This window comes from Prevotella sp. khp1, from assembly GCF_900102205.1.
Taxonomy (GTDB): Bacteria; Bacteroidota; Bacteroidia; order Bacteroidales; family Bacteroidaceae; genus Prevotella; species Prevotella ruminicola.
The window spans coordinates 1095020-1112299 of record NZ_FNJZ01000001.1; the positions used below are offsets into that span (position 1 = coordinate 1095020).

Annotated in this window: 6 protein-coding genes; 2 read left to right on the top strand and 4 right to left on the bottom strand. The window is 49.0% G+C overall.

From position 1 onward, the window contains the following. Positions 1-11: 11 nt before the first annotated feature. Together BLR73_RS04695 and BLR73_RS04700 are read right to left on the bottom strand one after the other, a co-directional pair. The gene (locus tag BLR73_RS04695; RefSeq protein WP_091859465.1) at positions 12-3011 is read right to left on the bottom strand and encodes a SusC/RagA family TonB-linked outer membrane protein; all 3000 of its coding nucleotides are present in this window, start codon (positions 3009-3011) and stop codon (positions 12-14) included. A gap of 32 nt (positions 3012-3043) precedes the next feature. Beyond that, positions 3044-4519, bottom strand: coding sequence for a hypothetical protein (locus BLR73_RS04700; RefSeq protein WP_091860128.1), 1476 nt, complete (start codon positions 4517-4519; stop codon positions 3044-3046). A 240-nt stretch (positions 4520-4759) separates the two neighbouring features. Between BLR73_RS04700 and BLR73_RS04705 the strand changes: the two genes are divergently transcribed. Continuing rightward, on the top strand, positions 4760-8782 hold the full coding sequence (locus BLR73_RS04705; RefSeq protein ID WP_176763612.1) for a hybrid sensor histidine kinase/response regulator transcription factor: 4023 nt from the start codon (positions 4760-4762) through the stop codon (positions 8780-8782). On the opposite strand, the gene BLR73_RS04710 is transcribed toward BLR73_RS04705, so the two are convergent. Further along, positions 8740-10698, bottom strand: a complete 1959-nt coding sequence (locus BLR73_RS04710; protein ID WP_091859473.1) for a rhamnogalacturonan lyase — start codon at positions 10696-10698, stop codon at positions 8740-8742. The genes BLR73_RS04705 and BLR73_RS04710 overlap by 43 nt on opposite strands. Positions 10699-10844: 146 nt before the next feature. On the opposite strand from BLR73_RS04710, the gene BLR73_RS04715 reads away from it, so the two are divergent. Continuing rightward, the gene (locus BLR73_RS04715; RefSeq protein ID WP_091859477.1) at positions 10845-15089 is read left to right on the top strand and encodes a hybrid sensor histidine kinase/response regulator transcription factor; all 4245 of its coding nucleotides are present in this window, start codon (positions 10845-10847) and stop codon (positions 15087-15089) included. A gap of 117 nt (positions 15090-15206) precedes the next feature. Here BLR73_RS04715 and BLR73_RS04720 read toward each other — a convergent pair whose 3' ends face one another. Beyond that, positions 15207-17273: a RagB/SusD family nutrient uptake outer membrane protein gene (locus tag BLR73_RS04720; RefSeq protein ID WP_091859480.1), complete on the bottom strand. Its 2067-nt coding sequence runs from the start codon at positions 17271-17273 to the stop codon at positions 15207-15209. Positions 17274-17280 lie beyond the last annotated feature (7 nt).

The following is a 17280-nucleotide window of genomic DNA, read 5'->3' on the forward strand; positions in this document are numbered from 1 at the left end:
CCTTTAATTGATTAGAAGTTGAGATTTACACCCAGCAGGAAGGTGCGTGGGTTAGGATAGCCAGTCCAGTCGATACCAGCCTCGGTAACACTACCCATGGCTGCAGTTTCTGGATCCATACCGCTGTAACCAGTGATGGTGAAGAGATTCTGAGCCGACAGCGAAATGCGGGCAGTCATCTTAGGACCAAGCACGCTCTTTGGCAGTGTGTAACCAATCTGCAGCAACTTCAAACGCATGTAGCTACCATCCTCAACAAAGAAGGTTGATGGCTTGTTGTGGTTACCGTTAGCATCGTTAACCGACAAACGAGGGATGGTGGTATTGGTGTTATCTGGACGCCAAGCCAAATCGTAAGTGCCGGCAATCACGTTCTGACCATCGGTACCAAAGTAACGATCCTTATTCAGGTTGTAGATATCGTTACCGAATGTGCCGTAGAACTGAGCCATAAAGTCAAAGTTCTTCCACGAAGCATTCAGGTTGATACCCATCATGAGATCGGGGAATGGATTACCGATGTAAGTCTTATCGTTCTCGTCGATAGTACCATCGTTGTTCAAATCCTTGTAGCGGAAATCACCTGGCTGGGCATTGGGCTGCATCAGCTCACCAGTCTCGCTAGTATAAGAGCGCACCTCGGTCTCGCTCTGGAAGATACCATCTACCACGTAGCCGTAGAACTGAGAAATCAGCTGACCAGCCTCGTTACGGATGATGTAATCGCCATTGTGGCTACCGGTATAGATATAATCGCCATTCAGAGTGATGGCCTTGTTCTTAACACTCGAGAGGTTGATGCCTACGCCATAGTTAAAGTCGCCGGCATGATCCTGCCAGTTAAAGCCTAACTCCCAACCAGTGGCACGCATCTCACCTACGTTCTCCCACATCTGACCGTTCCACATGGGATAACCCAACAGCAGCAGGTTGTCCTTCTTCATCAGCATGTCGTGGCTGGTCTTGCGGAACCAGTCGGCAGTAACACGCAAACGGCTCTGCAAGAAGGCTGCATCGATACCAACGTTGTAGTCCTCAACAGTCTCCCACTTCAGTTTCTGGTTACCAATACCGCTAACCTGTGAACCAACTACTACCTGGTCGCCCAGTACATAGCGCATGGTTCCGATAGAGCTCAGATAAGCAGAGTTGTCGATATTCTGGTTACCAACCTTACCCCAACCAAGGCGCAGCTTCAGGTCGTTTACAATATTCTGATTCTGCATGAACTTCTCGCCAGAGATACGCCATGCAGCGCTGACAGCTGGGAAGGTAGCATACTTATTACCTGTAGAGAACTTAGAAGAACCATCCACACGGACAGAGGCTGTGAGGTAGTACTTCTCGTCGTAGTTGTACATTACACGTCCGAGATATGAAATCAGGCTGGTATATGAGTTATAACCGCTGGCATCATCGTCGTCAGTACCTGCACTTACGTAACGCATAGTGCTTACATTCGAAGGAATATCGTAGCTGGTACCGTAGAGGTTATAGTACTGGAAACGCTCCATGGTATAACCAGCCATCAGGTTCAGGTTATGCTTATTGAAGCTCTTCAGATAAGTAAGTGTATTTGTCCAGTTCCAATCAACGTTGTTAGCAAATGTACGTGAAGCCTGGTTGCGCGAAGCCTGCTCCAGATTGTCGATATAGAAGTTGGGAGTGAACGAATCAGACATATTGAAACGGGCGTTCACGCCAAACTGCGTACGGAATGTGAGTCCTGCGATAGGAGTGATAGCTACATAAGGTGTAGCCAGAAGTGCATACTCGTCGGCACCTGCGTCCAGACGGTACATAGAAGCAACGGGGTTCCACTCCTGGTTATTGTTAGAGCGGGCATAGTTGCTATACTGGTTGCTGGTCCACTGATCCTGTGGCAGCATAACATCGGTTGTTGGGTCCATGCTCATAACAGCACCCATCAAACTTGGGGTGTTGTCCCAGTTCTCATAACGAGGTGTGAAGTCGATACCGGCCTTTACCACCTTATTAAAGTTGTACTCCATCGAGAAGCGGGCAGAGAGCTTCTGCCAGTAACCGGTCTTGTACTGAGAGTTCTGGCGATAGTAGCCGATATTGGCTGAGTAGATGAACTTATCGTTACCACCAGAGAAACCAAAGTTGTAGTTCTGCTGTACAGCTACCTTATTAAATACCTCGTTCCACCAGTCGGTGTTACCGCCACCTGTGAAAGGTGAAATCTGACCATCGTTAGTGTAACGGGCGTTGTAAACCTTCTCATACTCTTCAGCATCGGCAATAGCGGGCTTTGAGAGAGTCTGCAAACCTACAGTAGCCGAAGCTGTGAACTTGGTGGCACCAGCCGAACCTTTCTTAGTGGTAATCAGTACAACACCATTCGAAGCACGAGTACCATAGATAGCGCTGGCCGAAGCATCCTTCAGCACCTGCATCGACTCGATATCGTTCTGGTTCAGGAAGTTGATGTTGGTACCAACAGGCATACCATCAACCACATAGAGAGGGTCGGAACCGTTAATGGTTGACACACCACGGATGATAACACGAGGAGTAGCACCAGGGCTACCGGCACCTGTTACCTGTACACCGTTAACCTGACCCTGCAGGGCATTCATCACGTTACCTGTTGACAACTTCTCGAGCTTATCGCCCTTGATAGCAGAGATACTGCTGGTAAGGTCGCCCTTCTTGGCCACACCGTAACCGATAACTATCACCTCGTTCAGGTCGTTAGTCTCGTCGGCAAGCGACACATTGATAGTTGTACGGCCGTTAACAGCCTGTTCTACAGTCTTATAGCCGATTGAAGAGAATACAAGTGTTGCATTCTTATCGACATTCAGCTGGTATTCACCGTCGAAATTAGTTACTGTACCAGTACCAGTTCCCTTTACCTTCACCGTTGCGCCAATCAATGGCTCGTTGGTCGAAGCCTCGACTACAGTACCTTTCACCGTGATGTTCTGAGCTTTAGCAGCCAGCGCAACAACGGCAATCAGCATGGTCAATAAATATTTTTTCATAAAATTTCTATTTTCAATTAATAATTTTCAGTTTATTTCACAAGATAGAGACGTGAACGCAGCAAGTGGTAATCAAACTCAAAGCGGTACTTACCTGTAGCAGGTACAGTCATCTTCTTCATGTTGTCGCCACCGTTCAGCGTGTTCTTCTCGTTATTATCGCTGCCGTCAAAGCGCCAGAAAGGCTCTGGCCACCAACCCCACCAGTGAGTAGCCGAGATAGTGAACTCAATCTGTGTGCCTGCCTCGTAGGTACCCTCACGATAGAGCAGATAGGGGTTCTTGGCATCCTGATTCAGGATATAAGCGCCAGCGTTCTGATTGGTCGTCCAGTTACCAGCACCATCGGGCAGTCCGGCACCAGCCAGACAGATTTGCGCAGGCTGATCACCACTACCATCACCAAAATCGAATGTTGTAGTACCATTTAAGGTAAGAGGATAGGTATATTTCTTACCATGCAAAGTAACCGTCACTGGATCAGGTGTATAGGTGTTAACACTATACTTACCAGTCTTGGTGTTGAACTTAATCTCGTAGTAGCTAACCTTGTCGAGAACGATGCTCTGCGAAGTCTCGGGATCGTTAGCAAAAACACTGTTGTTATCGGCATCAGGACCGAAGCAGATAGGCTCGAAATCGGTCATCTGAGGGATGAAGCGAACTTTTGTGCCAGCCTTCTGGTTATAATAATGAGCGGTGTACTCATAGGCACCAGTGTGATCAATCAGCATAGGTACGCCAAATACATCACTCGACAACTCAGCAGCTGTCTCTACATCAGCCAGATACATCTTATCGAAGTCGGGCATCTCGCTTACAACAATATTTGTTGAAGTAGAGGTCTGATTATCAAAAGCATCAGATACTGTTACAGTTAAGTCGTAGTTACCTGTTAAATTGGCAGGCAAAGTATATGCCTTGCTCAAATCGAATGTTGAAACCGAACCTGTCTCGATAATCTCATCGATAGCAAGAGCAGTACTCTGAACATGGATGTTCTTCAGCACCTTGTTGTCCGAAACCGAGCAGTTAAGCTTGAACTTAGGATTTGGACCAACCAGTACGGTAACCTCCTCGGATGGAGCTACAGTAAAGCTTGGATTGGTAAAGTCGCCATCGGCACTAACAGTCAGCTGGGCTGTCTGCTTGTTACCAACCACGTCCTCAACAGTAATCACAACGGGGAACGAATCGTCATCAGTCCAATCGGTGGTGAACTTCTTGAGATAAGTGTAGTTCAAGTTGTACTCCGTCTGCAGTCCGTCGTAAAGATCAAGCAAGTTGATGGTCTTGTCGAGCTGCAATCCCTCGCTCTTCAAGTTAATACTCTTGATACCATCGGCATCCTTAATTGTTCCCGAAATGGTGAACGCTCTTCCAGCCTCGGTCTGAATGTGATCCGAAAGCAATTCAATCGTTGGATTCTGGTTATCAACTGCTGAATAACCATCATCACTGCTACACGACATAACACCTCCCACCAAAGCAGGAAGAACAAATGCCATGAGCAAACTCTTTTTAAAATAGTTAGTCATTTTTTAATTATATTAATCAGTTTATATTATTGAAATTTTTATAACTTTAGAAGCATATGTTAGGTACGACCGCGCAAAATTACCTTTATTAACACTAAAGATAGGTCAAAAAATGAGCAAATACGGTAACAAATCGTGCATTGACCGATTTGTGATGCATTTTTTTCAGATTAATTATGTACCTTTGCAACATCAAAAACAATGAACAAGATGTACAAAAGATTATTCCTCATAAGTTTGTGTTTGTGCATAAAAGCAGCTGTCAACTGCCTAGGCGCCAATGCCATCAAGGTGCTTGGCTATCAAGAAGGACTGTCGAGTAGCTATGTACAAGCCATCACGCAAGACAAGTTTGGTTTTCTTTGGTTTGCCACCGAAGAAGGACTGAACCGTTTCGATGGCACGAACTTCCAGACATTCTACAAAACAAACGGTATGTCGGGCAACCAGTTGAATTGTGTGGCCGACGACCCAGAGCGCCCTATTATGTGGATAGGCACACAACGTGACGGACTATGCGCCTTTGATTACGAAAAATGCCAATTCACAAATTATTATCATGACGACAGCAACCCCAATAGTCTGATCACCAACGATATCACCAGCCTCTACCCTGCCAGCGACGGACAGATGTGGATTTCGACCTACTGGCATGGTATCGACAAGCATGACCAGCAGAATGGTACATTTGTTCACTACAATCGCCACACCATAAAAGGCTTGCCCAGCGATCAGACCTGGTGTGTGATGGATGATGGCAACGGACTGCTTTATGTCGGACATGTTAACGACGGATTGAGCATTATCGACATCAAAAGCAAGAAGATGGTGGCACATTTCCGTCATTCAAACCAACAGGGTTCAATTGCGGGCAATGATATTCATTGCATATTCAAAGATAAATTAGGTAACATCTGGGTAGGAACCGACAACGGTCTCGACCTTTATGATTCCATGAAAAAAAGCTTCATGCACTTTACCGACCATGGCCGTCTGAAGCGCCGCATCTTTGACATCAAGCAGTTTGGCACCAACCTGTGGCTGGCAACCGAACAGGGAGGAATAGCCGTTATCGACCTATCGCGACGATTCTTCTCGAACGATGAGTTACCACCGATAAGCTACATCTCCGAAGGAGAGAATAGCGACAATTTGAATGGTAATTCTGTACGATGCCTTTTCGAAGACCGCTTTGGTAATATCTGGGCAGGCGTGTACGGTGGAGGTGTAAACGTGATTATGCACCGCCAGGACATGTTTACCTGCATAAGTCGTCAACATTATATATATAGCAAGAACATTAATGCACAATCCATACTCAGCATTGCGCTTGATAACGAACAGAATATCTGGACCGGAACCGATGGCAAAGGTGTGGAAGTATATTCGCACGACGGCAAGAAAATTGCATCCTATCAACAAAAGGAGCTAAGCACCATTCAAACAGCCATCCGCGACTCGAAGGGCCGACTATGGCTGGGTAACTTCAGAGACAATGCATACGTATGCCCCAAGGGAGGAAATAACTTCAAGAAGATATTCGCATCCGACGGCATTGATGTACGTACATTCTATGAACATAAGCAAGCAGGAATAATGCTGGTTGGAACCAATAATGGATTATTCGAGGTGGATATGAATAGTCTTGAGGTAAAAACAAAGCATACCTTTAAGTTTCTTAACGATGTACGTGCCATACAAACGGATGCCAAAGGCAGATTCTGGATTGGATTCTATGGTGGCGGTCTGGAAATCTACAATGCAACATTCCAATTACTGAAGCGTTTTAATACCACGAATCAGTTCCCCTCAAATACTATCAGCCAGATTTTAAAGGACCATCAGGGCAATATGTGGGTAGCAACTCCCGAAGGACTTGTACACTTTACAAGAGGCAATGACAATGATTTTAAAGTATATTCGACAAACAACGGTCTGAAAAATGCAAATATCCACGCTATCGCCGAGGATGCAAACGGCAACATCTGGATGAGCACCAATAAAGGCATCAGTTGTAAGCCCCAGTCGTGCGAGACCATTTCGAACTATGGACATAATGAGGAATTCCTGAACGGTGTATTCTTAAGCGGATCGGTAGCGACAGATAACCACCAGAATATCTACTTTGGCTCATCATCGGGACTTTACCGATTCTCGCCCGAGAATGTGATGGAGCATATTGAAACGCCAGAAATCTTTATTACCGGCATTACCATTTACCGAAATGATGAAGAAAGTACCGAGAACACGCTTACACTAATAGGTCAGAGTCGTGTTACTATGGACTATCGCGACAATAATTTCCGCATCCGATTCAACATACAGGACTATTCTTTGGCCGACCGTGTAGAGTATGCCTATTGCTTAGACGAATACGGTAAGGACACATGGCGCACAACAGCCGAAAACAATATCATTTTCCACGATTTGCCCCCTGGCAAATACAAGTTGCAGGTGCGCTGCCGCCTACGCAATCAGGAATGGGGTACACAGTATGCTGAAATAGAAATTGTGATTACACCACCATTCTGGCGCTCTTGGTGGGCATATACCTGCTATATCATAAGCATCATTGCACTCATAGTTTACTTACTGAATGCCTACAAACACCGTCTGCACCTGGAGTATCTGCTGCAGTCGGAGAAACGTGAGCACGAGCACCAGCAGAGTCTGAACGAGGAACGTTTACGATTCTATACCAACATTACGCACGAGCTACGCACACCACTCACACTGATTATCGGCCCCTTAGAGGATTTCGCAAAGAACAGCGAGATACCTCAGAAAGCCAAACGCAAGCTGGCTGTTATCCATCAAAGTGCGTTACGCCTGAACAATCTGATTTCCGAACTGCTGGAGTTCCGCAAGATGGAAAGTCAGAACCGCAAACTATGTGTAGCAAAAGGCAATATTGTAGAAACCATTAAGGAGGTATGCCTGAAATATGATGAGTTGAACCGTAACGACAGATTGAGCATCCGATTCATGACAGTACAGAACATGATAGAGATGTGGTATGACAAGGAGGTTATCACCATCGTTGTTGATAATCTGGTGTCGAACGCTATCAAATATACGGATCAGGGGCATGTAACCATTTCTATCGAGCAACACGACAACGAAGTAAAAATTGCAGTTGCCGATACTGGGCACGGCATCCCTGCCGAAGCTTTACCACATGTGTTTGAGCGTTATTATCAAGCTGGCAGCGAACATCAGGTTTCGGGTACAGGCATCGGTCTTTCGCTCGTAAAGAGTCTGGTAGAGTTGCACCATGCCACCATCAATGTAGAAAGTAAAACTGGTCAAGGCACATGCTTCACCGTCACGCTACAGGCCGACAACAACTATCCTGACGCACTTCATGCCGAATCTGCCAGACATACATCTGTAGAAAAACCTGCCGCTACAACAGAATCGGACGTAAAAAACAGCGAGATGCCATCAATGCTCGTTGTTGAGGACAACAAGGATATCCGAGAGTATATCGAAGAGTCGTTCTGCTGCCAGTTTACGATTCATACGGCCCAAGACGGAAAAGAAGGATTACATCTGGCACAACAGATTGTGCCCGACATTATTATCAGCGATGTAATGATGCCCAACATGGATGGTAACCAGATGTGTCGTTTATTAAAGAACGACCTTGCTACCAGCCATATCCCCATCATCCTGCTTACGGCAAAGGACTCGCTCGCAGCCAAAGAAGAAGGCTATGACTCGGGAGCCGACTCGTACATCACAAAACCATTCAGCCACTCGTTATTGGCCAGCCGTATCAATAACCTGCTGAAACAACGGCAACGCTTGTCGAAGGTGCTCAGCACGCCCACTACACAGAATGATCAGGCAGAGAAGCAGACCATTCTGAAAGAGTCGTTGAGTAAACTTGACCAGGACTTTTATAACACGCTGAACCAGCTGATTGATGAGCGTATTTCGAGCGAAATTGATGTAAACTACTTAGCAGAGAAACTATGCATGAGTGTTAGCACGCTCTATCGAAAGATGAAGTCGCTGACCGGTCTTTCTACCGTAGAATACATCCGAAAATACAAGATGCAGTATGCGGAGCGGTTGATGCTGGAAGGCAAATACACTATCTCCGAGGTAGCCTACATGTCTGGTTTCAACAGCATCAACTACTTCCGTCGCTGCTTTAAAGAAGAATTCGGCGATGTGCCGTCCGACTATCTTAAGAAATTAAAGACCGTTTCATCGGGTCCGAGATAGAATCCGGGCTCCGATGGCTGGTTGTAGCCCACGTTCTGAGCAGCGGTTGAAAGGCGGTATGGGATATCCTCCATCAGGCAGTTGATACGATAGGCTGTAGGGATGGGCGACACAAAGATGCGCAGCTCGCTGCTGTCGGGGGTGCGGGCTATCACCTCCTCGCGCCAATCGCCTATGATATCGGCCGACAGGCATGGATTCGACTTGGTCCAGTTGTTGAACACCACGCCTTCGAACTTGGTTACGTCTGCAATAGTATGGTTCTGCCAATCGTACTTGCTCACGGTTTCGTGGTCGAGCAGTTCGCGCAGCAGGTCGCCATCCCACCAGATGCCGAAGTTTACCGACAGGTGGCGGCCACCCAGCTTCAGGTGCTGCTTGTGCTGCGGGTCGTCAGGATCTTCGGCGGTGTAAAGCACCTCGCCCTTCATGTTACGGATGCCATGACTATCGGTACTCCACATCTCTAAGCCAGGATTGGTGGGGTCGATATCAGCCGCCATGCAGCGACCCACATCATTGGCTGATGGTATCTTAAAAATCACCTCGCCTGTACGGGCATTACGGAAATCGCTGCCATCGCGGCGGTTCTCGTGGCAGTCCCACACCTGCAGTTCGGTGCTCTTCGGGTCGAAAGCCATCAGGTGCAGCGCATCGCCATGGCCCATGCCGGTGTTATACAATCCACGGCCATCGTGATCTACCGCCATCGAGCCGTAGGTAATCTCGTCGCAACCGTCGCCATCCACATCGGCCACACGCAAGTTGTGGTTACCCTGTCCGGCATAGCTGTGCAGGGGCTTGCCATCCTTGCCAACATCCTCGTTATTGGTGTCGAACACCCAGTGCTGCTTCAGTTCGTGGCCGTCCCAATCCCAGGCAGCCAGCACGGTACGGGTGTAATAACCGCGACAGAAGATGGCCGAGGCATGCTTGCCATCCAGATAGCCCACGGCAGCCAGCATGCGGTCGGAACGGTTGGCATAGTTATCGCCCCAGTCGCTCAGGTTACCACGTGCAGGCACGTAGGGTTTGGTAGCCAAAGCCTTACCCGTTAAACCATCAAACACGGTGATATATTCGTTGCCGGTTAATATACGCCCTGTTTTAGGGCGCCCCTGCTTATTATACTTAACCCACTCGCCTTCGGGCTTGGGATTCTCGGCATCGGCAGGCGCACGGTGGCGGTAGTCGGCATTGGCATCGCCAATCACACGCCCCACTCCATCGCGGGTACCATCACTGGTACGCACCATCAGCTCGGCACGTCCGTCGCCATCCAAATCATAAAATATAAAAGGTGTATAGTGGGCGCCGCTACGGATGTTGATACCCAAATCAATACGCCACAGCAGCGTACCATCCAGTCGGTAGCAGTCCAACAGCGTGGAGCCGGTATAGCCATCGTGGGCATTATCGTGGGCATTGGTTGGGTCCCACTTCAGCAGTATTTCGTATTGTCCGTCGGCATCCACATCGCCCACACTGGCATCGTTGGCCGTATAGCCGAACGTACGTCCGTCGGGAGTTACACCATCGGCAGGCTTCTGCAGTTTGATGGGCAGATAGCCATCAGGGGCATCGGCACGCAACTGATAGCAGCCGTTCTTGCCGCCACCACGCACCTCGTAGGTAGCATCGGCAGTCAACGGTGCCTCGTCAACAAAAAAAGTGCCACCCTGTCGCAAGGGCTTAGAATTCAGCTTTTGTCCGTTGCGGTACACATCAAAGGGTTGACCTACGGCATCGCTGGTAAGGGTGCGCCAGCTTACCATCACCTGATCGCCACTACGGATGGCTACCACGCCACGGTCTAATTGTTCGCGGTTGATATGCTGCATGTCATAACGCGGCTGGGCCTGCAGCATGGTGGCGCCCAACAGCATAAGTACGGTTGTTAGTGTATTCCTTTTCATCGTTAAATCATGTTTTTGCTGCAAATTTACACCTTATTTATAATATGCGCTCGACTTTTTATACGAAAATCTGTAGATTTGTTCGTTTTACGTGCTTGTTTCTCGGAAATAATCGTTAATTTTGCGCCAAATAACGACTAACAACGATGAACTTCAAACAAACCCTCATACTGTGCCTGCTCGGCATCAGCAGCATGCTCTCGGCACAAAACAAGATTCTAACCAACAGCCGCCATATCAGTTCGGCCGATGGCCTGCCAAGCAATCAGATATTCGACATGACACAGGATGCCGACGGCTATATCTGGATGGCCGCCGCCAACGGCTTGTGCCGATACGATGGCTACCACTTCTACAACATCTACAACCTGGGGCCCGAAAGCGACCCTATCCATGGCGTGGTGGGCTACGTGTTCCCCGACGACGATAAGCGCCACCTGTGGATGCGCACCAGTACCTACGTGTATTGCTGTTACGATCTGCATGCAGGCTACTTTATCGACTTTACCAACAAAGGCGACCATGCCCGCACCTATCGCAGATTTATACGTGGCAAGCAGGGTGTGGTATGGATGTTCGACGATGAGAGCGGTGTGCGCCGCGTAAAGGGCAATACCGACGGCCCCGTGAACTGTACCGACTACACCAAGGCAAATGGCGGACTGCCCATCAACCACGTGAACGACGCTTTCGAAGATACACAGGCCCGTCTGTGGGCCATGACCTCATCGGGCATCACCATCATCGACGCACAAGGCAAGGCACGCACCATTGCCAAGGGCATCTTCTTCCGCCGTGGCATACAGATAGGCAAGCAGATGCTGGCACTTACCAACACCGGGCTGGTTTACGCCTTTGATGAGAACGGACGTGAACTGCGCCGCATACCCATAGCTGCCGATGTGAACAACATCAAAATGGTTTCGGCCAGTTTCCAGTGGCATGGCTGCTGGATGATTATGACCAACAACCAGACGATTATGGTTAACCCCAAACAGGGTACTGCAGCTGCCACCGAGCAGTATCACGTGCGTAGCGGTGCCGTGATGGAAGGACTGACCAACGACGACAACTACTTTGTGAGCAACAGCACAGGTATACTGTACGTGTTCCCCGCCCAGGGCGACATGCGCGTGCTGAACCTGATGCAGGGCGTGAAATCAACCGTTGAACGTTTCCGTCGTTATAATATTAAGAAAGGTGCCGACGGCCAGTACTACATTGCCAGCTATGGTAACGGTCTGTTTGTGTACGACATCCAGCACGACCGCCTGCAGCACTACTCGGCCACATCGCCATGGGCTATCGTAGGCAACAGCTATCTGAACAACATCCTCATCGACCGTAGCGGCTGCATCTGGCTGAGCGAGGAATCAACAGGACTCACCTGCATTCTGCCTCCCGACAAGACCAATGCCGACTATTTCTACCCACAACCCAATCGCAAAGGCGACTGGAGTAACTTTGTGCGTATGGTAACCTACACGGGTGGCAACCGCGTACTGCTGAGCACGCGCGACAACATGCTGTACGAGCTGAACCCCACCTCGTGGCAAAGCGCCACAGCCACCACGCTGCCTGCTGCCGTTTACGCCTATTACAAGGACAGTCATGGCCACCAGTGGATGGGCACTCGCGGTGGCGGATTGTACATCGACGGTAAACCCATCGAATTCCCATCCAGTCAGATATACGATATTACCGAAGACCCATTAGGCCGATTGTGGATTGCCACCTGGGGCGACGGACTGTTTGTGGTGCGCCTGGAGGCCGACGGACTGCTGAACATCACACACCTGATGAAGCGCTCGTACAACGAGAGTCTGATACGTATCATACGCGCCGACAACCGTCACCACTACTGGCTGGCCACCAACAACGGCGTGTATCATATCGATATGCTGAAGAAAACGCTGACCGACGACGATTTCATCAGTCATAACATCCAGCACGGCGACTTCCCCTTCGACGAGATTTCATGTCTGATGCCCGACTCGGCTGGCAACATCTGGGTAGGCGGTCGTGGTGGTGGCTTGCAGAAGTGCCGCTACCAGGATGGCAAGTTCAGTATCCAGCAGGGCTACACCACCCACGACGGACTGATTACCAACAATATCCTGAGCGTAACCTCCGACCGTCAAGGCAACGTGTGGGCAGGTACCGACAACGGCATTACCTGTATCCGCAAGGATGGCAAGGTAAACTCGTATCAGTTCGGACATACGCTCGAAAGCAACATCTACAGCGAGAACAGTACTGCTATGCTGCCCGATGGACGACTGCTGTTTGGTACAGCCTACGGTATGATGATTCTGGAACCAGAGCGACTGAATGCCGACACACCCGAGAAGGCTGGTCGACCCATCATCACCATGGTGAGCATTAATGGTGTGGCACGTTACCTTACCACCAGCGACCGCCGATTGGTACTGAGTCACGACCAGAACTCTATCGAATTAGGATTCTCGAACCTCGACTATGCCGGCATCGCCTCAACCCAATACCGCTATTATATGGAGGGATTGGAACACGACTGGCGACAGCTTACCAGCGATAACAGCGCCCGCTACAACGGACTGCCACCTGGCACCTACCAGTTCCACCTGAGTTCGCTGAACAAGAACAACCAGTGGAGCGAGGAGTATGTGTTTACAGTGATTATCCGTCAGCCTTGGTACAACACATGGTGGGCATGGCTCATCTATCTGTTCATCATCGGCGTGCTGTGCTGGTACTTCTACCGTTCATGGCGACGCAACTTCGAACTCGACCAGCAGATTCGCGTGGAAAAGGAGCTTACCACCTTCCGTTTGAACTTCTTTACCCATATCGCCCACGAGTTCCGCACACCATTGGCCATCATCAGCGGTGCCGCCGACAAGCTCACCCAGAAGGGTAACGATACACAGGTATCGCGTTCGGCCGTGCAGACGGTGCGCCGAGGCACGCTGCGACTTACCAAACTAGTTAACCAGCTGATGGAGTTCCGACGTATCAACACAGGTAACCAGCGTTTGGCTGTGGTTGAGGACGATATCATCAAACTGGCACGTACTACCTGCGACGAGTTCCGCGAGGTGGCAGCCCGCAAGGATCAGTCGCTCACCTTTACCCCATTCGCCCATCAGCACCGACTGACGTTCGACCCGCACTTGATCGAGACCATTCTCTACAACCTGCTCTCGAACGCTATCAAATACACCCCACAGGGTGGCAGCATCAGTCTGAAGGCCAAGCTTTCCGACGATCAGCAGCAACTGCAACTGATAGTAGAGGATAGTGGTCCTGGCATCAGCGAGCTGCAGATACCACAGCTCTACCAGCCCTTTATGCACGGCTACGTATCGCAAGGTGGTATGGGCATCGGACTGTACACCGCCTATCAGTCGGCTCTGCTTCACAAGGGACGTTTAGCCTACGAGCGAATTGCTGCCGAAGGTGGCTCGCGTTTCATCGTTACCATCCCCGCCACTGCTGATGTTTATAGTGCCGACGACTATGCCGGCAGTACCGCCGTGAACACCCAGTACGAGCCCGAGCCTACGCCCGACCATATCCGTGAGCTGGCACCCGTGGCCTTTAACGAGAACTATACCGTGGCTATCATCGAGGACGATCCCGACATGCTCGACCAGATTCGTGAGAGTGTGGGTCGCTATTTCCGTACCATCAGTTACACCGAGGGAAAGAAGGCGCTGAGCGATATCGGAGAGCAGCAGCCAAGTCTGATTCTGTGCGATGTGATGCTGCCCGATGTAAACGGCTTTGAGATTGTACGCCAGCTGCGTGCCAACGAGGCTACACGCAACACACCGATGATTATGCTTACCGCACTGGATGGCGACGACCAGCTGCTGCGTGGATACAAGGCCGGCGCCGACGACTATATGGTAAAGCCATGCAACTTTGAACTGCTGGTACTGCGCATTACCCAGCTGATTCAGTGGTACGGCCGCTTACATCAGAATGCACAATCGCCCGCTCCAGCTCTGCTGGCTTGCAAGGCAAGAATGGTCAATGGTCAATCTTCAATGGTCAATGTCAATGCACCCATCATCACCGACGAGGCCGACCAGCGTTTCCGTGAAAAGATGGAAACCATCGTGGCTCAGCGCTTAGGCGATGCCGACTTTAATGTAGATACCCTCGCCTCGCTGCTAAAAATGGGTCGCACCAAGTTCTATGGTAAGATGAAGGAGTTTACAGGCATGTCGCCCAACAGCTATCTGCAGAACGAGCGATTGAAGCGTGCCGCCGAACTGCTTATCGAAGGCGATCTGAACGTTACCGAAGTAAGCTACAAAGTTGGTTTCCAATCGCCCACCTACTTCTACAAGTGCTTCAAAGAAAAGTACGGCGTTCCCCCCAGCAAATTCGGAAAGAGTAAATAAAAAAAGAAACCGCCCCGATGAGTCGCTACTCATGGGGCGGTTTTCAAAAAACAACTAACCTTAATTAATCTGCTAACATTTAATATGTATGAACCAAATTATGTCTAGTTGGTAGAATTAATAACCAGGGTTCTGCATAGCCTGTTTCTGTTCAGCAGACAGACTGCTACCATCCTCATTTGTAATATCGTTGAGGAACGACTGAGGAATAGGACGATAGTAATGCTTAGCAGGATCAAAATTACCAATACCCTGACCAGCGCCATCGTTGAAGGCATGCCAACGAGCATCAAGTGTACGTGTGCGAACCAGATCCTCATAACGATGTCCCTCACCAATCAGCTCGCGACTGCGCTCATCAAGCAGGAAGCACATCATCTTCTGAGCATTGGTAGTGCAATTCAAAGCCTTGTAAATACGCTGTTCGTTAGGCATATTATAAACATCGGCAACACTATTCAAGTGCATAACAGACTTGGTCTCAGCTGTTGTAACTGCAATATTGTTAGACTCGTAGTAGGTGTTAGCATCGGTATAGATGGCACCATCTAGGTTAGCAACACCTGTTCCGAGAGGATTGTTCAAATAAGCCTGACCACCATCAGGGCTCTTAGAGCGATCCTCACCTGCGGCGTAACCAGCACGGTCGCGCAGCATGTTCAGATAGGTAATAGCATTACCATACTCACTCTCACCCTTGCGGATATATGCTTCAGCAACCATCAGCACATCCTCTGCAGATCGGGCAGTGATAGCATCACGGCAACCAAACTGAGAGTTGTAACCATTACGTGAGCCATCACGATACTTTGACAGGGCTACACTGCGGTTGTGAGGATACAGAGTGTAATAGTTACCAGTACGCTCTTCCTTCTTCACATTCCAATTGAACGACTCATTGGCATAGTAACGAATAAATGTGTGAGTATTCTCAAGCTTACCATCCTTCAGCACAGCTAGATCGCTACGACCAGTACCAGCATCTGTAAAGCGGGTATCCTCAGGATTGTTAACGATATACTTAATACCAATCTCACCACCCTTGAAACGAGTATCGCCAGCAACAGCACCCTCTGGGAAGTAAGCTGCGTCAGAAGCATCCCACTTGGGAGCTGCACTACCCTTGTTACATCCGTAGCAGGTAATGAATGACTTCCAGAAACGAGAGTCGTTTACACGATCAAATACCTCCATCGCATACTCAGTAGCACTTACATAACAGAACTCACGACCACCAGAGATATCACGTACACAACCTGAGAGATTCTGATAAACCGAAGGATAGCAAAGGCTCATTTGGTTTCCGAAACGGCCCCAAGAATCAGAGTTATCAGAGAACTGGGCAGCCAGCACAACCTCGCTAACGCTCTCGTTAGCGTCATTAGGTTTGGTGTAGTTCCACAAATCGAGGAAGTTTCCACACAAAGGATGAGCAGCAATAACCTCCTTACCATACTTAATAACAGCATCCAGGTCGGCAGCCTTATAACTGCTATTCCAATTGTCACAACCCTCAGAAGCACGGAAGAGGTGAGCCTTTGCCAGGAAATGGGCAGCAGCACTCTTCAGAATACGACCTGTCTGGTTGCTGCTTGTAGGCAGAAGATTGTATGCCTGCTCGAAATCGCTAATAATCTGCTTGTAACAATCCTCTTCTGAAGCACGGGTGAAATAAGTCTCAACACCTACTGATGGCGACAACTTAATGGGCACACCACCAAAGAGCTTAACCAACTCGAAGTAACCATAGGCACGAAAGAAATAACCTTCGCCCAAACGGGTATTATAGTTGGCGTTGCTTTTGTTATAATACTCAGGAACATTCTGGATAATAATGTTTGACTGCTCAATCAGGCCATAGTAGGTATTCCATACAGTTGCCAAATCTCCCTGTGAAGAGTTCAAAGCTGAGCTGTAGTGATTGTAGTCAGCCATATCGTTATTACCACCAGTAAACTCGTCGATTCCCATGTGCCACATCTTGTAGGCCCACTGATACTCATAGCGGAACTTCAGTGTCTGATAAGCACCTGTCACGAGCGCATCGATACCTTCCTGAGTCTTAAAATACTCTGTATCATGCTTGGTTATTTGGTTTTCGTCAAGGAAATCCTCCTTACACGACGACATTACCACTGTTCCGGCAACAAGAAGTGCCGCGATATATACTTTATTGAGTTTCATATCTCTA

What these genes read in the sequence shown, in the direction of transcription:
- BLR73_RS04715 (WP_091859477.1), top strand. Translation starts at nt 10,845, where the DNA reads ATGAACTTCAAACAAACCCTCATACTGTGCCTGCTCGGCATCAGCAGC.
- BLR73_RS04710 (WP_091859473.1), bottom strand. Translation starts at nt 10,698, where the DNA reads ATGAAAAGGAATACACTAACAACCGTACTTATGCTGTTGGGCGCCACC.
- BLR73_RS04695 (WP_091859465.1), bottom strand. Translation starts at nt 3,011, where the DNA reads ATGAAAAAATATTTATTGACCATGCTGATTGCCGTTGTTGCGCTGGCT.
- BLR73_RS04700 (WP_091860128.1), bottom strand. Translation starts at nt 4,519, where the DNA reads ATGGCATTTGTTCTTCCTGCTTTGGTGGGAGGTGTTATGTCGTGTAGC.
- BLR73_RS04720 (WP_091859480.1), bottom strand. Translation starts at nt 17,273, where the DNA reads ATGAAACTCAATAAAGTATATATCGCGGCACTTCTTGTTGCCGGAACA.
- BLR73_RS04705 (WP_176763612.1), top strand. Translation starts at nt 4,760, where the DNA reads ATGTACAAAAGATTATTCCTCATAAGTTTGTGTTTGTGCATAAAAGCA.